Source organism: Nitrobacter sp. MLSD-S21 (assembly GCF_058809865.1).
Window position 1 is genome coordinate 874,758 of record NZ_JBXASZ010000001.1, and the last position, 20,286, is coordinate 895,043.

20 protein-coding genes and 1 pseudogene are annotated in these 20,286 nt (G+C 59.9%); 20 read left to right on the top strand and 1 reads right to left on the bottom strand.

All coding sequences use genetic code 11. From position 1 onward, the window contains the following. Positions 1 to 2: 2 nt before the first annotated feature. The 5 genes from AC1RT6_RS04390 to AC1RT6_RS04410 all read left to right on the top strand — a co-directional run bounded on the left by AC1RT6_RS04390 (position 3) and on the right by AC1RT6_RS04410 (position 4,870). Complete coding sequence (locus tag AC1RT6_RS04390; protein WP_472789621.1) at positions 3 to 401, top strand: hypothetical protein; 399 nt, start codon at positions 3 to 5, stop codon at positions 399 to 401. After that, positions 398 to 1,201, top strand: a complete 804-nt coding sequence (locus tag AC1RT6_RS04395; protein ID WP_472789619.1) for a hypothetical protein — start codon at positions 398 to 400, stop codon at positions 1,199 to 1,201. Before AC1RT6_RS04390 ends, AC1RT6_RS04395 begins: the two co-directional genes overlap by 4 nt. Further along, positions 1,198 to 1,749 carry a hypothetical protein gene (locus tag AC1RT6_RS04400; protein ID WP_472789618.1) on the top strand — a complete coding sequence of 184 codons (552 nt, stop codon included), beginning with the start codon at positions 1,198 to 1,200 and terminating at the stop codon, positions 1,747 to 1,749. The genes AC1RT6_RS04395 and AC1RT6_RS04400 overlap by 4 nt, the downstream gene beginning before the upstream one ends. Positions 1,750 to 1,883: 134 nt before the next feature. After that, positions 1,884 to 2,921: a hypothetical protein gene (locus AC1RT6_RS04405; RefSeq protein ID WP_493029154.1), complete on the top strand. Its 1,038-nt coding sequence runs from the start codon at positions 1,884 to 1,886 to the stop codon at positions 2,919 to 2,921. Then, complete coding sequence (locus tag AC1RT6_RS04410; RefSeq protein ID WP_472789614.1) at positions 2,921 to 4,870, top strand: hypothetical protein; 1,950 nt, start codon at positions 2,921 to 2,923, stop codon at positions 4,868 to 4,870. The genes AC1RT6_RS04405 and AC1RT6_RS04410 overlap by 1 nt, the downstream gene beginning before the upstream one ends. A 19-nt stretch (positions 4,871 to 4,889) precedes the next feature. On the opposite strand, the pseudogene AC1RT6_RS04415 reads toward AC1RT6_RS04410, so the two are convergent. Further along, a pseudogene (locus AC1RT6_RS04415) lies at positions 4,890 to 5,021 on the bottom strand (PEPxxWA-CTERM sorting domain-containing protein); the annotation flags it as partial. A gap of 1,082 nt (positions 5,022 to 6,103) precedes the next feature. Here AC1RT6_RS04415 and AC1RT6_RS04420 point away from each other — a divergent pair. From AC1RT6_RS04420 to AC1RT6_RS04490, 15 genes are all read left to right on the top strand, one after another. Beyond that, entirely contained in the window at positions 6,104 to 6,376 is a 273-nt protein-coding gene (locus AC1RT6_RS04420; protein ID WP_472789612.1) for a DUF2635 domain-containing protein, read from the top strand. Between the two features lie 3 nt (positions 6,377 to 6,379). Continuing rightward, positions 6,380 to 7,876, top strand: coding sequence for a phage tail sheath subtilisin-like domain-containing protein (locus AC1RT6_RS04425; protein ID WP_472789610.1), 1,497 nt, complete (start codon positions 6,380 to 6,382; stop codon positions 7,874 to 7,876). A 51-nt stretch (positions 7,877 to 7,927) separates the two neighbouring features. Continuing rightward, a complete protein-coding gene (locus AC1RT6_RS04430) occupies positions 7,928 to 8,308 on the top strand; it encodes a phage tail tube protein (protein ID WP_493029156.1) in 381 nt (126 codons plus the stop codon). A 3-nt stretch (positions 8,309 to 8,311) separates the two neighbouring features. Continuing rightward, positions 8,312 to 8,695, top strand: a complete 384-nt coding sequence (locus tag AC1RT6_RS04435) for a hypothetical protein (protein ID WP_472789606.1) — start codon at positions 8,312 to 8,314, stop codon at positions 8,693 to 8,695. 68 nt (positions 8,696 to 8,763) lie between these two features. After that, the gene (locus AC1RT6_RS04440; protein ID WP_493029158.1) at positions 8,764 to 11,259 is read left to right on the top strand and encodes a phage tail tape measure protein; all 2,496 of its coding nucleotides are present in this window, start codon (positions 8,764 to 8,766) and stop codon (positions 11,257 to 11,259) included. Position 11,260: 1 nt separating this feature from the next. Further along, complete coding sequence (locus tag AC1RT6_RS04445) at positions 11,261 to 12,469, top strand: DNA circularization N-terminal domain-containing protein (RefSeq protein ID WP_472789602.1); 1,209 nt, start codon at positions 11,261 to 11,263, stop codon at positions 12,467 to 12,469. 7 nt (positions 12,470 to 12,476) lie between these two features. Beyond that, entirely contained in the window at positions 12,477 to 13,565 is a 1,089-nt protein-coding gene (locus AC1RT6_RS04450; RefSeq protein WP_472789601.1) for a phage baseplate assembly protein, read from the top strand. A gap of 32 nt (positions 13,566 to 13,597) precedes the next feature. After that, positions 13,598 to 14,059, top strand: coding sequence for a phage baseplate assembly protein domain-containing protein (locus AC1RT6_RS04455; RefSeq protein ID WP_472789599.1), 462 nt, complete (start codon positions 13,598 to 13,600; stop codon positions 14,057 to 14,059). Continuing rightward, entirely contained in the window at positions 14,059 to 14,706 is a 648-nt protein-coding gene (locus tag AC1RT6_RS04460) for a phage GP46 family protein (RefSeq protein ID WP_472789597.1), read from the top strand. Before AC1RT6_RS04455 ends, AC1RT6_RS04460 begins: the two co-directional genes overlap by 1 nt. Before the next feature lie 18 nt (positions 14,707 to 14,724). Next, positions 14,725 to 15,834 (top strand): baseplate J/gp47 family protein, encoded by a 1,110-nt coding sequence (locus tag AC1RT6_RS04465; protein WP_493029161.1) that lies wholly within the window; start codon positions 14,725 to 14,727, stop codon positions 15,832 to 15,834. Between the two features lie 2 nt (positions 15,835 to 15,836). Further along, the gene (locus AC1RT6_RS04470) at positions 15,837 to 16,535 is read left to right on the top strand and encodes a hypothetical protein (protein WP_472789593.1); all 699 of its coding nucleotides are present in this window, start codon (positions 15,837 to 15,839) and stop codon (positions 16,533 to 16,535) included. Between the two features lie 6 nt (positions 16,536 to 16,541). Beyond that, a complete protein-coding gene (locus tag AC1RT6_RS04475) occupies positions 16,542 to 17,870 on the top strand; it encodes a hypothetical protein (protein ID WP_472789591.1) in 1,329 nt (442 codons plus the stop codon). Then, positions 17,867 to 18,409: a DUF4376 domain-containing protein gene (locus AC1RT6_RS04480; RefSeq protein ID WP_472789589.1), complete on the top strand. Its 543-nt coding sequence runs from the start codon at positions 17,867 to 17,869 to the stop codon at positions 18,407 to 18,409. The genes AC1RT6_RS04475 and AC1RT6_RS04480 overlap by 4 nt, the downstream gene beginning before the upstream one ends. Positions 18,410 to 18,468: 59 nt before the next feature. After that, positions 18,469 to 19,830 (top strand): glycoside hydrolase family 19 protein, encoded by a 1,362-nt coding sequence (locus tag AC1RT6_RS04485; RefSeq protein WP_472789587.1) that lies wholly within the window; start codon positions 18,469 to 18,471, stop codon positions 19,828 to 19,830. After that, positions 19,827 to 20,099 carry a hypothetical protein gene (locus AC1RT6_RS04490; RefSeq protein ID WP_472789586.1) on the top strand — a complete coding sequence of 91 codons (273 nt, stop codon included), beginning with the start codon at positions 19,827 to 19,829 and terminating at the stop codon, positions 20,097 to 20,099. Before AC1RT6_RS04485 ends, AC1RT6_RS04490 begins: the two co-directional genes overlap by 4 nt. Positions 20,100 to 20,286 lie beyond the last annotated feature (187 nt).

Below are 20,286 nucleotides of genomic sequence, written 5' to 3' on the forward strand. Positions count from 1 at the left end.
GAATGTCGAGTGCCTTCAATGTCGCGGCGCGGATGGCTTCTAGTGCGCTCGATCAGCGGCACGGAGAGCAGATCACGTTCCGCGCCATGAAAACTGCGGCGAGCGTCAACCTGCCGCGGGTGGCGGACGAAAGCCGGGAGGAATTCACCGTCACCGGTGTATTCGTTGCACCGCCGAAATCGGTATATCCGCAAGCTCGCGCCGGGGTGTCTGACGACCATGCACATCGGGCCGATATCTCCGCACCCCGCGTCTCGGTCGATCAGCGATTGTTGAATTGGCCGGTGCAGCCATTCGATAGGGTGGTCCGCGTGCAGACAGGCGAAATGTTCGAAGTCGCTAAAGTGATGCCAGGCGACACGATACGCACGTTCTTTCACCTGACCGGGAAATCATCATGACGCTGGCGCGCACGGCGTTGCGGCTTTGTGTTGTCGAGGCACTCTCTGGCTCGCCCGGCGATCGTCCGACCATCGCGCAAGGCCGCGTCTACGACAGCAGGATCTCGGATTTCGCGCCGGAGACGAGCCTCGACGATGTCAAGCCGACCATCATCCTGTTGACGGACAATGATGAAGGCGATGCGCTGTCACAGCAGAACGGCGGACCGCCATTTCGGCGCATGATCGATGTCGTGCTCGAAATAGGTATGACGCAAAGCGTCAAGGACGGTAACGACTTCATCGTCGGCTATCCCGACACGGATGCTCGACACGAAGCCTCGCTCGACTTTCTCGAATTCCAGGCCATTCGGCGGTTGTCCTACGATCCTGCGCCGATGGCGGTGCTGTTTCGCAAGATCGCGAGAATCCGAAAGTACGACTGTCATCGTCAGGTGACCGACGACACCGGCGTCAAGATTGCCGCTCGCCTGCTCACGCTGACCTGCGAAGTCAGCGACGATCAAGTCCAGGTCTACAGCACCGGCGATGACCAACCGAACGGCATCGATGCTTTGCCTGAACCTCTGAAGAGCGTCGCGGTCGCGCTGCCGTCCGGGTCGAGCGGAGCGGATGTCGTCGCGGCGATCATCGGTGCGATGTCGACACTTACGGCGCCGGCGCTCAGGGGCATCGATATCACGGCAAGCTCTGACAGCGACCCTGACAATGATGTTCAGTCCACGGTCGACACGCTTGCCTTCACTGGCTTGGACTTCGGCGACCCTCGTAACAGCCAATATGTAGGACAGGTCATATGACGATAGCGGTTAAAGACGGGAATGGGGATATCCAAACCGTCAAGACGATCGACGATCTCGTTGCCATCGTCGCGCTGGCAGCGAAGCAGGACACCGGCAACGGCACGCTCGCATCGATCCTCGCTAAGATCACTGCCGATCCTGCGACGGCGACCGGGCAGGCCGCGATTGTCGCTGCAGTCGGCGGCAACCTTAAGACCCTCGACGGCGGCTCGGCCTTTGCGACTGTGTGGGGCCTCGCAGGTGTGCCGTTTGCAAGCGCTGATCAAAGCGGTGCCGTGGCGAGTATCACAGATGCTCCGGTCAGTGGCCAAAAGCTTGTAATCGACGACATTATTCTAAGCGTCGATACCGACATGACGGTGACCTTCAAAGAGGAAACGTCCGGGACAGTTATCTTTGGGCCCTGGTATCTGAGCGCCAAAAGCGGACCGGTCCAAGTGACGTTGCGAGGTAAGCGGAAGCTCCCGACCGCCAACAAGAAGCTTCAGGTGATCACGAGTGTCGCCGGCAACATCACCGTTTTGGTTGGGTCTCATAGCGAGTAACGGCCATGTTCGTCTCCGCTGCGATCCGGCCGAAGTTTAGACGGCCAACGACTGTACCTGCATCACCGCCGCCCGCCCCAACACTGACATGGACCTCTAGCGTCTCCAATGCGTATCCGGCCGGGGATGTGTACTTGGATGAGTCTGCGGTCGCGGGAGACAGCATACACTCTCAGCTTCAAGTCTCAGGCGGCGATTGGTCCTCCCTAGCAGCATCCGCTTCGCACACCATCACTAGCGATGAGATCACCTCGGGAGACTTGAGCTTAACGCAGGGTCCTCTTGCATCCGGGACCTATGACTGGAGAGTACGGACGCGGCGGGCATCTGACGGGCAGTATAGCGCTTGGTCCAACGTTGAGACCAAGACCCTAGCTATTCACGATCAGAGCGCCGACACCGTTGAGGCTAAGGCATACTTTGCCCGTGTTACCTCGGCAGGGCTTGAATCCGATAAGGCGCACGATGACGCTATAGCTGACCTCATTAACGGCCTCGTGGCGGACGGCGTATGGCCAAAGCTTGATGCTCTCTGGCTAACAGCGGCATCCTCTCTCGCCGTCGCACGATTGAACCTCGTGTCGTCTTCTTTTGCGTTGGAGGATATTTCCGGGAATGTCCCCACCTTCGTTGCGGATAGGGGCATCAAGTGCTCCAACTCCTACGGACAAAGCACACAATACACACCGTCTACCGCTGGGGGAGTTCTTACACTCAACTCGGCCCACGCAATGGTATGGACCAACGAGGCCATTGATAGCGCGTCCGGCGACTTCGGAACACTCGCAGGCACAGGCGACTGGATATTCATTTACACTGACACGCCTACAGGACCTTTCGGCAACAGCCTTAGGGTCAACACCACGGCTGGCGGAGACCCTTATGGTCACGCCACGAGCGGCAAGGGCTTCTATCTAGGATCGCGCGACAGCAACACCGTAAGAACGGCCTACCACGGGCAAGATGGGACCCTCACTAATCACGGCACGGGAGGATCAGGTACTGCCAGTGCTTTACCTAACAGCGAACTGCACTTGGGTGGCGTCAACGGTAACGGCGTTGGCAATAAGCAGGTCTCGGCGGCAAGCGTCGGTGCGTCTCTCACGCCAACCCAGGTGACGGCCTATTACTCGCGTCTTCAAGCCTACATGACAGCAATAGGTAACGTATAATGACGGCTCCATTCGCGACAGCGCACAATCGTGGCAGGCTTCAAGTCAACCTCAACTTCCTACAGATCGGCGGCGAATACCCCTTCCTCAACCTGATGAAGGAGGCGCAGCAGTGGACCTTGATTGATAATTCGGGGCATCCTGAACCAAGCACCCTCGATGCTAACGGCTACCCGACCACCATTGTAGGCGGCGGTGTCTATACTGTCCTCTACGCACCAACCCAAGCGGCTCGCCATGGGCGCTATGCTATGACATGGGACGGCCCCCCAGGCTCACAGGCATATCTTGGTGTGGCCGTGAGTGAGGCGGAAGGAGGCTTGACGACACCTGCATCAGGACATGGACGCTACGAGTGGTTGCCTCCTGATGACGCAAGCCGTCGTTTTGCGCCGGGCCTCACGTCAACGGGCATGTCCAACCTTCGCGTATTCCACGTCGATGATGAAGCCAGGCTCAATGCGGGCGAGGTATTCGGCGTCAAGTTCAAGGAGCGCTTAGTTGAGGCGAACTTCGGACGTATCCGCTTCCTCAACTGGCAACTAGGCAACACATCGAACGTTGTTGATTGGTCCGACCGGAAGCCCGTCAGCTATGTGTACTACGCGGGGTATGAGAACCGAGCGTCATCCTATGCGGGAACCACGGCAGGCTCAAGCAGTGCGTTCACTGTGGCCGCCCCACCAACTTGGAGTGGCTTGGTGGACAAGGCAAGAGTATGCATCAAGTTTGACCGCAGCAATGCTGCCGCATCAACCCTCAACGTCGGAGGGACGGGCGACAAGAACATATTGAGTGCGTATGGGACGGCCTTGTCAGAGGGTGGCAACTCATTCCCCGTCAGCGGGAGGATGGCCTACCTCGTTTACGATGCGGAACTCGATGCGTGGATCAAGTTCGGAGGGGACGTTGCGCTTGGGAGCATGGGGCTGGACAACGGTGTCCCTCCTGAATTGCTCATGCAGCTTTGCGCTGAGGTCGGTGCACATCCGCACTTCATCACGCCGATGTTCCCCTTCGACGCTGCGACAGACTACATCCCATCACTTGCTGCTTACACCCGTGACAATGCACCCGACTGGATGATCCCGTGCTACGAGGGTGCCAACGAGGTATTCAATACCGCAGGTGGGTTCTATCAGACGACATATGCACAAGCTAAGTCGGGGGCATATGGTTGGGGCTCCGATTACTACAACTGGTATTGTCGTGGCGTATCGTTCGTGGGGCAGCAAGTTTCGGCAGCATACTCGGCCGACCGCTCTAAGTACCACGTAGCTTGCGGGGTGCAGACGGCCGTCTCACCGGACGCACAAGACGACAGGATGCTCGGCACACTCTGGCTAGCGAGCGCCGTGCCTCTGCCTTCTGGCCTCCTACGACAAGCTGCCAAGCTATGGGTCAATGAGGTCGTATGCGCACAGTATTACTCCCCCGGCAGTGAAGACGATGCGACCCTGGCGGCGAACTACGCAGCGGCAACCACAGATGAGGACCGCACTGCAATCGCTGCGAGCTACTTAGCCACTGCGGAAGCAACGGCGACATACTCGCTAGCCTATGCCATCCCTCGATACGCGACGTGGAAGTCGTGGAGCATCAAGCACGGCATCAAGCGTATGTGCGGCTATGAGGGTGGTTACTCGCCAGATTATACGGCAAGCGGAACGTCCGACTTGGATAAGCTTAAAGCTGCATCCAAACGCCTTCCTGCCGTGGCTGACTTCAATGAGCGAAACATTGTAGGGTTCTTCGCCAATAATAAGGGCGACTTTGCTGCGGTGTATCCTTCGCTGTTTCAGCTTGGGGGCGGGGTCTATGACGGCTACTCCGCGAGTGCTTGGTCCGTTCTTGAGGACATCTTCGAGGAAGGCCCGCCTCAGTGGCAGAGCTACGTGTCCCTGAGCAACGCGCCGAACACCAAGCGGTGGGCGGTCAAGTCGGTCTAAAAATAATCGACCAAACCATTCAAACCGAGGCGCGGGATTCACCGAAGGAGAGGCGTCTCTTCGTCATGGTCTTTCGCTGACGATAGGTCATGAACCCGATGCTAAAGAAGCCCAAGATCATCATTGCCCAGGTGGAGGGTTCGGGGACGGCGGCGGCTAAGCCATCAACTGTGACTTTGATCGTGTAGGGGGTTAGGTTGTACTCGACGAAACCGCCGCCAAAAAACCTGTCTCCATAACCATAACGCGCGCCCCCAAAACCTATTGGAACTGTGCTTTCAATGCTGAAGGGGGTCAGAATGTTTCCTGGGATGCGAGGATCAACAGCGGTCATACTAATGGATCGAGTAGCAAGGCCAGTGTAGTCGCGGTTGAGCACGATCTGAGAAGTTTATCCGATCGATGCCGTGTCAGAAGCGTAAGTATCGCCAGCGGAAAGGCCTAAGGGCGAAAGGCTCCCGTATCCGACACTTGGGGACGAGATCAGGCCCATGTCCAAGTTATCCAAACGGACAGGGGTAAAAAAACCAGGGATGGCTAAGGACGTGTCGAAAACAAAAGTCAACGAAAATTGACCGGATCCCAAACTGCCCGAATTTGGGCCTCCGTAGCCAGGCTGGCCGGGTGGATAGTTGCCTGACCAAGACCCCGTGTATGTGCCGGTATAATCGATTTGAATAATCGCCGCCTCAGCGTCTGCAGATGCCAAGCATATTGATACCGACAAAGCCGCCAATATAGTTTTGAACATCTTACTCACCCCCGTTTGGGGCGTATTTCACCCTTCGTATGGCGGAGGAGTCAATTACGTCTTTTGAATTAGCTGTTCCGCTTCGATCCCTTGCTCATCTTTCGGACGAGCTCGCGGAGCCGGAGGACCTGCTCATAGAGTTCGCGAAGTTTGGCTTCGGACAGCCGCTTAGGTCTGACATTCGACGAGGGCTTTTTCGGCTTGCGGCTCATCGGCTTCGCAATCTTGCAGGCAGGTTCGAGGCCGCCGGCGGAATTATGGGGATACGCCGACGACCTCGCTCCGCGCGGAGCCGGACTGGGTGTCGTCCGGTGACGAGATCAAAGAAGAAGACGGGCGAGTGCACAACTAAAGCTTGCAATTAAGCTTGATGCGCCCGCCGGAGGTTAAATCTGGAACTGGTGAGCGAGCTGCGAAGTGCGTCCGTCACGTTCTGCCATAGCGACAATCGAACTTCATCAACCGTAAGCAAAGGGCATTCCATGCCGATGATCTACGTCAAACCCGCCCCCGGCGGGCGCGTCCGTATGCCTGAACGTGGCTCACGCCCGATGCCTCCCGAAGGGGCATGGGTTCCGCGTGTCGACTATTACGAGCGCCTTTTGATCAGCGGCGACGTGAAGATCAGCGAGCCGCCGGCGCCACCCGCAGCGCTCAGGAAGAAAACCCCGATAGCAAGGCAAGACCATCAGACGGCGGCTCAGCCTGCCGCAACGGTGGCGACTGCCCTCGCGCGTTCCGCAAAGGAGACCTGATCCATGACTGTTGCTTTCAACACGATCCCGGCGAACCTGCGCGTCCCGCTGTTCTATGCTGAGATCAATGCAGGTCAGTCGCCGTATTCCGGACCCAGCCGCCTGTTGCTGATCGGTCAGAAGCTCGCCGCGGGCTCGGCCGTGCTGAACACGCCGATCCGGCTCGACGGAAACGAGGAAGGCCTGCTGGGCGCGGGCTCTATGCTGGCTGAAATGGCGATCTGGGCGCGGCAGAATCATCCATTCGGTGAAATCTGGTTGCTGCCGATCGACGATCCGTCCGGCGCTAACCAGACCTTCACGGTCACGGTTGCCGCCGGCATCGCTGGCAAGACCGGCACCGTCGTGCTGTACGTTGCCGCCGAGCGCATCGAAGTCGCGGTCGCTGCGACCGACGATGAGGATGACGTCGCTGCCAACCTGGTCGCTGCGATCGGCGAGGGCTACGTCAAGTTCGGCCGCCCGCTCGCGTTTCCGGTCACGGCTGCGGCAGTGGACAATGTTGTCACGTTGACCGTGCGTCATAAAGGAACGTTGGGCGCCAAGCTCTCGATCGAGAAGAACCTGATCGGCGATGAAGGCCCGCTGGCGCAGTATCTGACGATCGCGGCTGGGACTGCGGGCACCGGCGTGCCTGCGCTCGGCGCCGCGCTCGCCGCTCTGGGTGACCAGGAATACGACTGGATCGCCGCGCCCTATGCGGACGCGACCTCGCTCGACACCATCAAGGATTTCCTTGGCGCCACGTCGGGCCGATGGTCGCCGATGCAGCAGCTGTATGGCCACTATGTCACGTCGCTGTTCGATACGATGTCAAACCTGGCTGCGGCCGGCGCGGCCCGTAACGATCCGAACGTCTCGATCATGGGCGTCGCCAATTCGCCTTCACCGCCCTGGCGCTGGGCGGCAGCGGTCGGCGCGCGGATTGCGATGGATAAGAATATCGGCGGAGAGGTCGATCAGGCATATCGGATCAGTCTCCCGCTTCATACGCTCTACCTGGTCGGCATCAAGCCGCCGAAGTCGCGGTCCGACTGGTTTTCAATCACCCAGCGCAACCAGCTTTATCAGGATGGCATCGCCAGCTACCGCGTCCTGGTCGACGGGACGGTACTGCTCGATCGTGTCGTCACCACCTACCAGAACAACAGCTACGGGCAGCCGGACATCACCTGGCTGGACGTCGAGACCCGCGCGCAGATGGTCTACTTCGTGCGCTACAATCGCCAGCGCATCACGCAGGTTTTCGGCCGCAAGGCGCTCGCTGACGACAACCCGACCAACAATCCCGGGATCGTGACGCCGCAGATCATCAAGGCCGAATGCATCCACGTCTACAAGGAGCTGGAAGCGGGAGGTCTAGTCGAGAACTCGACGGCCTTCGCTCGGGCGCTTGTCGTGGAGCGGTCGGCCGATCCAAATCGAATCGACGCGTACCTGCCGATCGCCGTGGTCAACCAGTTCCGCGTGTTCGCGGCGAACGTGACCACGTTCCTGTAGTATCCGGCCTAAGCCGCCCGGGTGGCAACAATCTCCTGAAAGGAAACGACAATGCATACTTCTGGCGGCCGTGTCTCCACGGTCATTGGCGGCGTGGCCTACTCGGCGCGAGGCGAGATCAAGCTTGATCCCTCAAACATGACAGTTGCCGCTGGCGTCAACCAAGATGGCACCGTTTATCGCACCGTCGGACCAAAGGTGCGGACGGCTGAAATCAGTTTCGACCGTTTCGTGGACAACAACGGATATCCGATGAAGTGGGACGAGTCTGTCTTGCGGCAGGTGAATCTCGGCTTCACCTTCATCGAACAGGACACCGGCGTGACGCACCTGCTGTCTGGCGGCTTCTTTACGGGCAGCCCGCAGGAAAACACGTCGACCGGGGAAATCTCCGGCCTCGGTATCGCCGCCGAGAAGTACGAGACGATTTAGGTCATGGCAGAAACAGTCACGATCAAGCTTCGCAAGCCGCTCCGATCTCCGGAGGGCGATGTCACCCAGATCGTCCTGCGTGAGCCGCGCTATTCGGACTACCTAACATATGGCGATCCTTACACGATCGCTGGAACGCGCGACGGTGCGAACTTCATGGTCGAGAGCCCGGAAGCCATCGCGCAATATGTCAAGGCCTGTCTGGTAGAGCCGAAGGATCCTGCCATCCTCGAGCAGGGCAACGCTCGCCTTGCCCGCGACGTGAAGGAAGCGATCCTGGGTTTTTTCCGGCCCGACGATCCGGTGAGCGAGGGCTCCGCGACCTCGCAGACGAGCTCGCCTTCGGCGAAGTCGGGCGAAACAGCTTCGCCGACCTCCAAGTCCTGACGGTTTCTGAGATCGTTTACTGGCACACGCGGGCGGTCGCGTGGTCTAACAAAAAGCGACGGTGATCGATGGCCAAAATTATCGAAGCCAAAGCCGTCATCAGCGCGCAGGACAAGACCGGCGCTGTCTTCGACAATATCGCCAAGAAGATCGATCAGATCGGCAAATCCGGGAAGGCCGCGGAAGCGGTTGATCGGATGGCGAAAGCGCTGGAGCGAGCCAAAGCTCAGATGGCGGCGATCGATCGGTTCAACGCATCACGCGGCGGATTTTCTGATGCCAGGGCCAAGTTCATTGCGACTCAGACCGCGGTGACGCAGGCCGCGCAGGCCATGAAGCGAGGCGAAGGCGACGCTAGGTCGCTGGCGCGGGCTTATGAGCGGGCCCAGTCGGCAGCGTCATCAGCGGCCAATGCCTTCGAGAGGCAGAAATCGGCGTTGATTGCTAACAAACGGGCTCTCGAAACAATGGGCGTTCCGATCAGTCAGGCTGCGTCGCATCAGGCGCGGTTGCGTGCCGAGGTTGAGCGGACGAGCAGAGCGCTGGACCGGCAGGCCGTAGCTGCCGAACGGTCGCACAATCGTCGGCTAGTTATTGCCGGCGCGGCTGCCTATGGCAGTCATCTTGCGGCGCACCGCATTGGCCATGGAGTGCGCGAGACGCTGCACACGTACCGGGAATTCGACAAGGAACGTCGCTTTGGCAAGGCGGTCATGGGCCTGACGGACGACCAGCAGAGACCACTGGTCGATCAGGCTGTGCATATGGGTGCGACGACCAAGTTCAATGACATTCAGGTTCTGGAAGCCCAGCGCGAGCTCGCGGCGCGCGGCCTGAAAAAAGATCAGGTCATGGGGTTGATGCATCCGGCTGGAAACCTTGGCATGGCGCTCGATCTCCGGCTTCCGGACGCCGTCAAGCAGATGGAAGGTGCCATCTTCGGTTTCAAAAAGGACATCTCAACCACGGCTGCTGCGCTAGCTTCTGCAACGAGGACTGCAGACCTCCAGGTAAAGGCTGCGAAGATCAGCGGCATGACGCCGGAAGATATCACGCAAGCCTATAAGTTTGGGGCAACACCAGCCCGCCTGTCGGGGATCAGCGAAGAAACGCTGCTCGCGTTTGCTGGCATTTCGAAGAAGGCAAACATGGGAGGCGATGAAAGCGGCGTGGCATTCCGGGCGTTGATGGCTGCCGGTCAATCGCCAACGCGTGGGGCGAAAGAGGCGCTGCTGGCCAACGGCTTAAACTACAAGAACTATCAGCACACCCCGGATCATCTTGCCCTCCAGCCCTTTGTTGAAAACGTTGCGGCGCAGTACGGCGTCAAACTGAACAAAAAGGCGCAGGCTGGTATCGGAGCTATCTTCACAAATCAGGCACTCATTAACGATCCGGCGAAGTTTACACCCGCCGTCATGCAGGTTCTGTCCGATACGCTCGGCGGCAGCGATGCAAAATCGAAGAAAAGCATCGCTGGCATGGCTAATCGGTTTCGGTCATCGTCGATGGTCGGCACAGCCGACGTGAACGCTTTCATCGCCGATTTGATGACGAAGATCCCAGGTAACCTCCAACTGGCCAACGCAATCTTCGGTGCGAAGCAAGGAGGCCGTATTGCGAGTGCGCTCGGAGATCCTGAGACGTTCAAACACATGATTCAGGAGCTGACAAAAGGCTCCGAAGGATATGCGCAAAAGATTTCCGACGAGCGAATGGCTGGCTTTGACGGCGCGGTCAGCAGGTTCGAGGGTGCGGTCAAAAACCTCGAGTCGGCTATTGGCAGTTCGCTCGATAATGGCGGAAAGGGAGGCCTGCTGACGAAGGGGACGAATTTCGCGGGCGGTATCACTCAATGGTTGGCCGAACAGCAGAGACGACATCCCATCAGAATGTTAACGGCGGAAGGTTACGCGGGATATGCGGGTCTCGTTGGCGCGGGAGCTCTCACCGGCAAACTGATGGGCGGCTTTGGTTTAAGCGCTTCAGCCGCTGCGCTTGATGGTTCTGCCCTTGCGCTGACGCGTGCGGCTGCTGCACTAGGTGGGAAGGGGGTCTTTGACTCTGTCCCAGGAGGCAAAGCACCCGCAAAGGCTGGTGGCAGCTCCATCTGGAGCAAGGTCGGAACGGCATTGCCGTTGCTTGGTGCGGTAGGAGTCGGCGCTGGTGCCTACTGGGCTGCTGAAGGAGCAAATGAGGCCTCCGGAATTACCCACGAAAGCACGCGCGAGCGCCATAGGCGCCAGGCAGCGAAGTACAATTGGTACGGAAAGTATATTGGAGACCAATCCTCCTCGCTGTCGGGTTCGCCGGAACTATCGCCGACGATGACTTATGGCACGGGCGTTGGCGGCGATAAGGGGCCGACATCAGTCGACGTCCATGGCCAGGCCGAGATTAAATTCACGGTCGAGGCGGGCAGCAGCCTTCTGCAGGTTGTTGAACAGGCCAAGAATTTGAATGTGAAACTGCAAGGGGGATTTAACTCGAACGGCCCCGGCTCTGCAGGTCATTCGTCGCCTGACGCCGGCGCGGCTTCGTCCGGCCAAGCGGGAGCGCCGTAGCATGGTGACCATCGCGCGCGACTGGTTGACGACGCTCTGGCCGGCAAGCTTCAAGGGCGTTCCGTTCAAAGTGGAACGTGATGCGGAAGCTGCGGGCCGACGCATTCGCATCCATGAATTCCCGATGCGGGATATCCCGTACCTGGAGGACCTCGGAGAGCTTCGCCGCGAATTCGATGTGATGGCCTATGTTGCCTCCGATAGCGCCGACACCGATGCAGCATCCCTCATTAACGCGTGCGCGGCGCGCGGCGCCGGCGTGCTTGTGTTGCCCTCGCACGGGCCGGTCTCGGCGCGCTGCCTGACCGCCGAGCGGCGCCGGGACAAGGATCGCCACGGTTACATTGCGATCGGCATGCGGCTGGTTCGCGAGGGGGCCTCGAGCGCGCTCGGCTCCGTCGCCATGCGGGCGAACCTCACTTTTGCTGCCGCCGATAACCTGAGCGTAGCTCTGGCGGCGTCATTTGCAGCGTTCCTCAGAGTTTCGGGCCAGCCTGGGTTTGTTGTCGATCAGACGACCGAGGCTGTGCAGGATAGCTACGCCGCTCTGGAAGGTGTCCGCACTTCCGAGCCGGTGTTGGCGTCTAAGAGTGCGAGTATCAGAAACACGATTCAGGCGTCTTTTGACGCCGCGCCGGCGGTCATTGTCTCGGAGCCGTCTGTCGCGGTATCGGGCATTGTCGCGATCGCGCGCGCGCTTGGCGATGCCATGCCTCCGGCGGCTGCGGTACAAGCCTTCGATACGCTGTCGCAGGTGGCTCCGGTCGACGTCGATACGTCGTCTCGCACTGCCTCAGGCCGGGCGCTGGCGGTCAACCTTGTCGCCTCTTATCGAAACCTGCGCCTGGCTGCTCTGGCGGCCTACTGCGAGGCTATCGTTCGAACGGAACTATCGGACCGGCCAGCGGCACTGACCTTACGCGCGAACGTGGCGGAGTATTTCGAGGCTGAGATGGATCGACTGACCGCGGATCAGTCGGACCTCTACAATGCGATGGCAAGCTTGCGGAATGTGACGGTTGATTTTCTGTCGCGCGCTGTTCTCGACCTTGCGCCTGTCATATCGGTATCGGCCAACTTGCCGATGCCGTCGCTGTTCTGGGCGTGGCGGCTGTATTCCGACCCGACGAGGTCGGTCGACCTGGTGGCACGGAATCGAGTCGTGCACCCGTCCTTCATGCCCGCCGAATTCGAAGCTCTAGCGCGGTAGATCATCAATGGGTCCGGAAGTCCTATCGGTCGTCGTTGGTGGCGCCCGCTACACGGCGTTTGAAGAAGTGCGCGTCACCGCTGCCATGAACAAGGCGGCGCGGACGTTCAGCCTCACGGTCGCTGCGGAATTAGGAGCACCGGCAACGAACGCAATCTTCGCCGTTGGGACCGAGCTTGAGATATACGCCAACGCCGATCTTCTGCTGACCGGGTTCGTCGACGGCAAGCAGCCGAAGATGTCCGCATCTGAAGCCCAGATCGACGTCAGCGGTCGATCGAGCTCCGGCGACCTGATCGACAGTAGCGCCGACCACAAAACCGGCCGGTTCGAGAACAAGACTCCGTTGGAAATCGGCCAGGAGCTGTCTTCTAAGTTCAAGAAGACTGGGTTCGTCTCCGATCAGCAGCTGGAGAAGGTCGACCAGTATCAACTCACCCCGGGCGAGAGCGTATTCCGGTGCATCGAGAAGATGTGCCGCCAGCAGGGCATGACGCTGGCCGGGACCGCAGACGGCCAGATCAACATCACCAAAGCCGGAACGTCGCGCCAGGGCGGAGCACTGATCGAGGGGCAGAACATCCTCGAGGGCACAGCCAACCATAGCGGCGCCAATCGCCATTCCTCGTACAAAATCCGGGGCCAGCGCCCGTTTGATCACGGCGAACAGAACCTCGAACTTGAGGCGGAGGAGATGGACGGCGCTGTAGGGCGCTATCGTCCTTTCATCGGTATCGAGGATGAGGACACCACGAAGGGGCTGGTCAAGAAAAGGGCAAAGAACAGAAAGGATCGTGCCGCCGGCAATGCGCTGAAGGCATCGATCCGGGTGCAGGGGTTTCGTGATGACACGGGCCAGCTCTGGACTCCCGGCAACCTGGTCTGGACCGAGAGCCCGTTTCTGGACATTGCGCAGGACATGCTGATCGAGCAGGTCGAATATGCGCAGAGCGAGGCGGGGAGCATTGCGACGCTGTCGCTCACCGATCCGCGCGCCTACGGCGGGCAGGGCGCCGGCGGAGGCAAGGGCAATCAGTCGGGCGACGAATGGAACATCGGGGACGTAGGCGAAAGTGGCGGCGGTGAAGAGCTGTGATCTTTGAACACGAAGACGCCATTCGGTCTGTGATGCGCCGCGCGCGCGTCGTGAAGGTCGACGACAGAGGCACACAGCAGAAGCTGGACCTGCGCGGCTTAGCCTCCGATCAGCCACAGAAGATCGTTCGTATCGGACAGCACGGCTTCGCATCAAACCCGCCGACGGATAGCGAGGGCGTGCTTTTGGCCCTTGGCGGCCGCTCCGGCCGGATGATGTTCCTCGGCGGCGAGCACAAGGACCATCGCCAGAAGGATCTGAAGGCGGGGCAGGCTGTGCTCTACGACGACAAGGGCAATGTCATCTTCGCCAAAGGCAGCGACGGGATTTCGGTCAAGGCCAAGGACGGCGCGGTTGAGATCGAGTCCCAAGGCAACAAGGTAACGATCAAGGGGCAGAACATCTACCTCGGTGGCGACGGGGCGGGTGGCGGTTATTCAAAAGTCATGACCGAGGCGGGGCCGTCGGCCAATGTATTTGCGAAGGCTGGCTGATGCTCAAGGTCCGCATCGACGAAGGCAATGCGCCGCAGCCGACGCTTCTGTGGGACAGCGTCTGGCAGCCGCCGGAAGGCGTCGCAGATTGGGCGCTGGCCGATGCTGACGAGACGCAGAACCTCGGTGGGCTTCGGTCCAAGGCAGCACTGCACACCGCCATTGTCCTCGCACTGTTCACCGACAAGAGGATCGCTGCTGAGCATCCGCTCCGCTACCTGGTCGCGAGCGATGATCCCCGCGGTTGGTGGGGGGACGGCAGCGATGTTCGCGCCGATCTCCATGAAACTGACCTGGGATCGCTGCTCTGGGTTTTCGAGCGATCGATCCTGACGGAGCGCATTCGTCAATGGGCGGAGCAACTGTCGCTTGAGGCGCTTGCCCCTCTGATCAATCAGGGCGCGGCGGTGCGCATCGAGGCGCAGGCGACCGCGGAGTTTGCCTTCAATCGGTTGCATCTCGCGATTCAGATTTACGGCCGCGACGGCGCCCGGATCTACGATCAGCGCTTCGAGGACATCTGGAAGCAATCCATGACGTCTCCGGCGCCGCTGCCGTTCCCGCAATATGCATCGCCGCCGGCAAACACATTCGGCCAACTCGATTTCTCCATACCCGACAACAGCGGCCTGCTCTCGCTGATCTGATCGGCCAAGGACGTCTCAATGTTTGCAATTCCGTCGCTTTCGGACCTTCTGCAACGCGCGCGGCAGGGCTTTCGAACCTATCTGCCCGGTTCGGATGCCTGGCTGTGGCCGAACAATATCTACGCGTCGGCCAAGGTCATCGCCGGGATGGCCTTCGAGGTGTTTGGCTTCGCGTCCTACATCTCGAAGATGATCTTCGTCTCGACGTCGCCGGACATCGAAACGCTGCGACTGCACGGGACTGAGTACGGCCTGCCGCAGCTTCCTGCCGCGCCTGCGTCAGGCAACATCACGCTCACGTCTGACGGGGCCATCACCGTGGCGGACGGCGCGGCATTCCAGCGCGGCGATGGGTTGACCTATCTGGTGACGTCGGGTGGCGTCCTGGTCGGCGCCGGCACGCTGCAGCTTCCAGTCACCGCTGTGGCCGATGGCGCCGCCGGCAATGCGGAAGAAGGCACGCCGCTGGCAATCACTTCGGGCGTCAGCGGGCCAGGTAGTGCCACGGCCGCGGTTGGCTCCGGCGACATCGTCGAAGGGACTGATGTCGAAGGCATCGAGAGCTATCGGGCGCGGCTGTTATTTCGGAAGCGTAACCCGCCCCACGGAGGCTCTGCCGCCGACTACGTGATCTGGGCGCGGCAGGTCTCCGGCGTCTCGCGGGTCTTTGTCGAGCGGCTCTGGAATGGCGGCGGGACGGTGCGGGTCTTCGTCTTCATGGATGGGCTATTCCCTGACGGTATCCCATCGCCGACGGCCGTCCAGCGCGTCCAAGACTACATCGAAACCGTGATGCCGGCGGGTGCCATCCTGACGGTGGCCGCACCGGTCGTCCATCCGATCAACGTCACAATCGATAATCTCACTCCCGATACCCCGGCGACGCGCGAAGCCATTCTGGACGAGCTCCGCGACTCATTCCTTCGCCTTGGCCGGGTTGCCGGCAGTGACACGGTGCACGGCGGCATGCCGTTTCTGGCCTCGCCAGCTCAGTTCTCGCTCGCCTGGATCTATCAGGCCATCGCCAATGCGACCGGCGTCACGAGCTTTGATCTTGTCTCTCCCACGGGTGACACGACGCTTGCGATCGGGGCGACGGCGACGCTCGGGACCGTGACGTTCGTTTGATCATGACAGAACCGGACAAGTTGTTTCGATGCCCGACCTTCATCGAGAGCTTCCGCGCGACCTGCGCGCTGTGGCCTCGGGGTCGGGCCTGGCCCGTAAGCGACGGCATGACGCCGGACAACTATTTCGCCTGGCTCACGGCGCTTGTGGGCCTGCCGCTCAAGTGGCCTACGGGTTTTGTGCAGGCCGGCTATTCTGCGGCGATCGCGGCAGTGCGGCACTACATCGAGACACGCCTATGCGCGCTCCGGCAGGAATTCTGGTGTGCGACGAAAGTCGAGACCAACGATCAATGGCTAATCGAGTACGGTCTTCCCGACCCCTGCGATCCCTTTCCCGACCTTTGCACCAAGGTCGCGGCGATCGGAGGAACACGCTGCGAATACTATGCCGAGATCGCGGCGAGGGCGGGCTGGTCGATCACCTGCACGACGACCGATGATGACTGCGGCACGGCGCTCGGAGATTTCGAGATCGGCTGCTCGAGCCTTGGCGGTTCGATCGGCGCCGCGACGGTGTTGATCACTGTGTTCTTGAATGAGAGCCCGGCCTACGTTGCACCGCTCGAAACCGGACCGTTCATTGGCAACTTCCAGATCGGGGGTTCGCTCGCCTGCGATCCAGACATCACGCCGCTGAAGTGCATCCTCGATCGGGTCATTCACGCCCATATCGTCACGCTCTATCAAACCGAAGGGTAATCCAACATGACCGACATCCTTGGCCCGGCAGACGCGCCGAACTTTACGACGTCGCGGCCGGCCGACGATCGGAGCATCGGCTCGACCGATACTTGGATGAAGGACTGTACCGGTCCGAACGTCAATGACGGCACCAAGCTGAAGGCAGCGCTCTTCAATTCGATCCTTGCCAACCTGCGCGCGCTGGTGCGCGGCAATGGCAACACGGGAGGCGGCCCGGCGGTTGTCACGGAGGACAATGCCGACGATATGCTTTTGCGCGCAGCGAAGCATCTGATCCAGCGCGGCCAGACCATCTACGGTGCCGATAGCGGGTCGACTAACGCCCTTGTCGTCTCGTTGTCGCCCGCGCTGGCGGAATACAAGGCCGGTCTGACGTTGCGGATCAAAGCGGCAAACAGCAATACGGGCGCTAGCACGCTCAACGTCAACGGTCTCGGTGCCAAAGCGGTGGTTCGCCGTGATGGCACAATCCTTCGAGACAGCGACATCATCTCCGGTTCGGTGCAGGAATATGTTTATGACGGAACGTCGTTCCAACTCGTATCGGCATCCGGCCGCGCCGCGTTGGTTCGCAACGTCGATCTCTATGTGAACGATAGCACCGGAAACGATAGTAACGACGGTACGGCGAACACGAGCGGCAAAGCGCTGAAGACTATTCAAAAAGCTTTTGATATAGCTTTCAGCTATCCGCCAAGTCAGTACACGATTACAATTCACGTTGCGGATGGAACCTATTCGTACGTCTCAACGCCGACTTACAGTGGACCGAATATAATTTTGACCGGAAATTCGGTCACCCCCTCGAACGTTGTGATCGATGGCACTTTGGCTCCTGAAAGTTGCGTCTTGGTGCAGGGGCCGAATACTTTAACGGTGAATTATCTAAAGGTGCAGGCCGGCGGTGTCGGCAAGCGTGGATTTTCGGCAAAAAAAGGTGGCCAGCTGTTCACCAACAATACAGTGAGCGGCGCGATCAGCGGCGAAGTCTTCGCAGCGGTCGGTGGCGGAAGCACGGTCGACCCAGGCAACCACACCTTTTCAGGGAATTGCGGGACTTTCTGGTACGCGACGAACACCAGTTATATCCCGTTCAATACCGGCGTCGTTTTTACGTTTTCAGCACCACTTACGGTCACTTATGGCGCCTTCGTTAATGACTGCGGCGTTCTTCAAGCTGGCATTCCGCCGCCTTCGTTCGTTAATCCTGGCAATGTCACCGGCCAGAAGTGGGTCGCGCAACTGAACGGCGTCATCAATACGCAAGGGGCTGGGACTTACTTTCCCGGTACCGTTGCGGGCGCTGCATCGTCCGGTGGACAATACGCATGATCTATCATCCCTCGCACTGGTACTGGCTTGCCGACGATGGCCGCGTTTATTCCGGGCCGAAGCAGCAGCCCGTTGAAAACACCGATGAAGATTATCTGGCCTATGTCTCCGAAGGCCGGATCGTTCGGCCATGGCCGCGCGATATCGAAGGCGAGCAGACCACCGCTGCGCTGCAGGACGTTCTGACGTCCTACGGCATGTTCGCTGATCTCAAAGGCTACGCGGCAGCTGTCCGCTATGCAAAAGAGGTCGCTGGTTGTCAGGTAGGAGGCGTAACCTATCCGAGCGACCGTGAGACACAGGCCAAACTGACAGCAGCCGCTCTCTTTGCGCAGGTGGATAATGCGCAAAACTTCCAGTGGAAGCTCGCCGACGGCTCGTTCTCCGAGAGTTTATCGGCTGCTCAGATGATCGCGGTTGCCGCCGCGGTCGGTGGATACGTCAACTCGTGCTTTGCTGAAGAAGCGCAAGTCGTGGCCGAGATCGACGCCGGTACGATCACCACGCGAGAAGAGATCGACGGCGCGTTCGCTTCGTAAAAGCAGCTCTCATCCTGATCGGGGCTGCCCTTCGGGGCAGCTTTTTATTGGAGCATTCAATGATCACTGCCGCGCAGATCAAGGCGATTGCCGGCTCCGGCGCGCGCTCGGACCTCGTTACGGCCGTGGTCAACAGCTGGCCTGCCGCCGTCCAGAAGGCGGGGTTGACGACAAAACTACGGGCCTGCCATTTCCTCGCGCAGATCATGACCGAGACCGGGGGGCTTCGGATCCTCAGCGAGAGTGGCGCCTATAGTGCCGCGCGTATCTCTGAGATCTTCGGCGTTGGTCGTCATAGCGCGAAGGTTACGCCGGCCGAGGCAAAGCGCATCGCGGCGCTGCCCGTCGCCCAGCGCGGCCCGGTGCTCTTCAACCGGGTCTATGGGGTCGGCAACCCGACCAAGATGCGTGAGTTCAACAATACCGGGCCGAACGATGGCTGGCTGTACCGCGGCGGCGGTATGATGCAGGCGACCGGTAAGAGCAATTACGTCGCGATGCAGAAGAAGACCGGACTGCCGCTCGTCGCTCATCCTGAGCTTTTGCACAACCCAGACAGCGCGTTCATGGCGGCATACCTGGAATGGGCGCAGGACGGCCGCTGTAATGCGGCTGCTGACCGGGACGACGTTGTCGCAGTCCGCAAGATCATCAATGGCGGCAAGAACGGGTTGGCTGAATGCCGGACGTTCCTGGCGAAGGCGAAGAAGGCGCTCGCCAATTACGAGGCGGCTCCCGTCGCCAACGTCTTCGCAGATCCTGAGCTCGAAGACGCTCCCGATGAGGCTGACGAGCATGTCGATGACGAGGCTTCGGAAGAGGGCGAGGCCGAGCGTATCAAGGCTGCGGTCATGTCTGTTCAGAAGCGCCTTAAGAAGATGAACTACAGCCCCGGCATCATCGATGGCTGCTGGGGCAGTGGGATATCCGGAGCGCTCTCGGGCTTCTTGAACGATCGACCGTTGACTATGAAGGCTCCGACGTCGGCCGAAATGTTCATGGATGACCTTCCGGAGATCGAGGCGGAGTTGAGCGCGGCGGAAGCGGAAGGCTTCACTCGCCCGGTTTCCGAAGATCGAAGGTCCGGAAATCTCAAGACGGTGGCGGCTGTTGCGCCTGAGGTGGTGCCGACACGCCGCAATTTTCTCGCTGCGATCTGGGCGTCCATCACAGCGTTCTTCTCCGCGATAGTGACGTCGATCAGCAACTACATTTCGCAGGCGTGGGACTTCTTCACCGATCACAAAGACAATCTGCCGACGGACTCGGGCTTTCTAGAAACGGCAAAGGAATGGCTCAGCAGCGTTCCGATCTCGCTGTGGATCGCGCTCGCCGGCTGCGGCTTTGCCTTCCTCGCCTACAACGCCTTCGTCGGCATGAAGACGATCAAAACATCAGTCGAGACTGGAGCGCGCCAATGACCGCGTTTTTCGCAGCATTCAAGCTTGCCGGTTGGGGGACCAAGCTGGCTGTCATCGGTGTGGTGGTCATGACTCTCGCGACCGCATACGGCATTTGGCACTACAAAGTTTGGAGCAGAGGCTATGATCGCGCATTGTCTGACATCGCAAAGCAAGACCAGAAGGCGATTTCTCGCGCCAAGGAATATCGCGGCGCTGTTCTTGACTGCCGGGCTCGCGGGCTGCGCTGGGACCAAACTTCCGGCCTCTGTGAAGGACGGAGAATGTAAAGTTTTCGAACCTCCAAAATACGCAGTCGCTGGCCGCACTTCCTACGATCAGGACTGGATTGACGGTAACGTCGAAGCCGGTGTCGGCGGATGCGGCTGGAAGCGGCCAGCAGCGCGGCCGCCTGGACTTGACGCCAAGACGAACAAGCCGGCGCCTCACAAGGCGCCAAAGAAGAAGCCCGGCTTC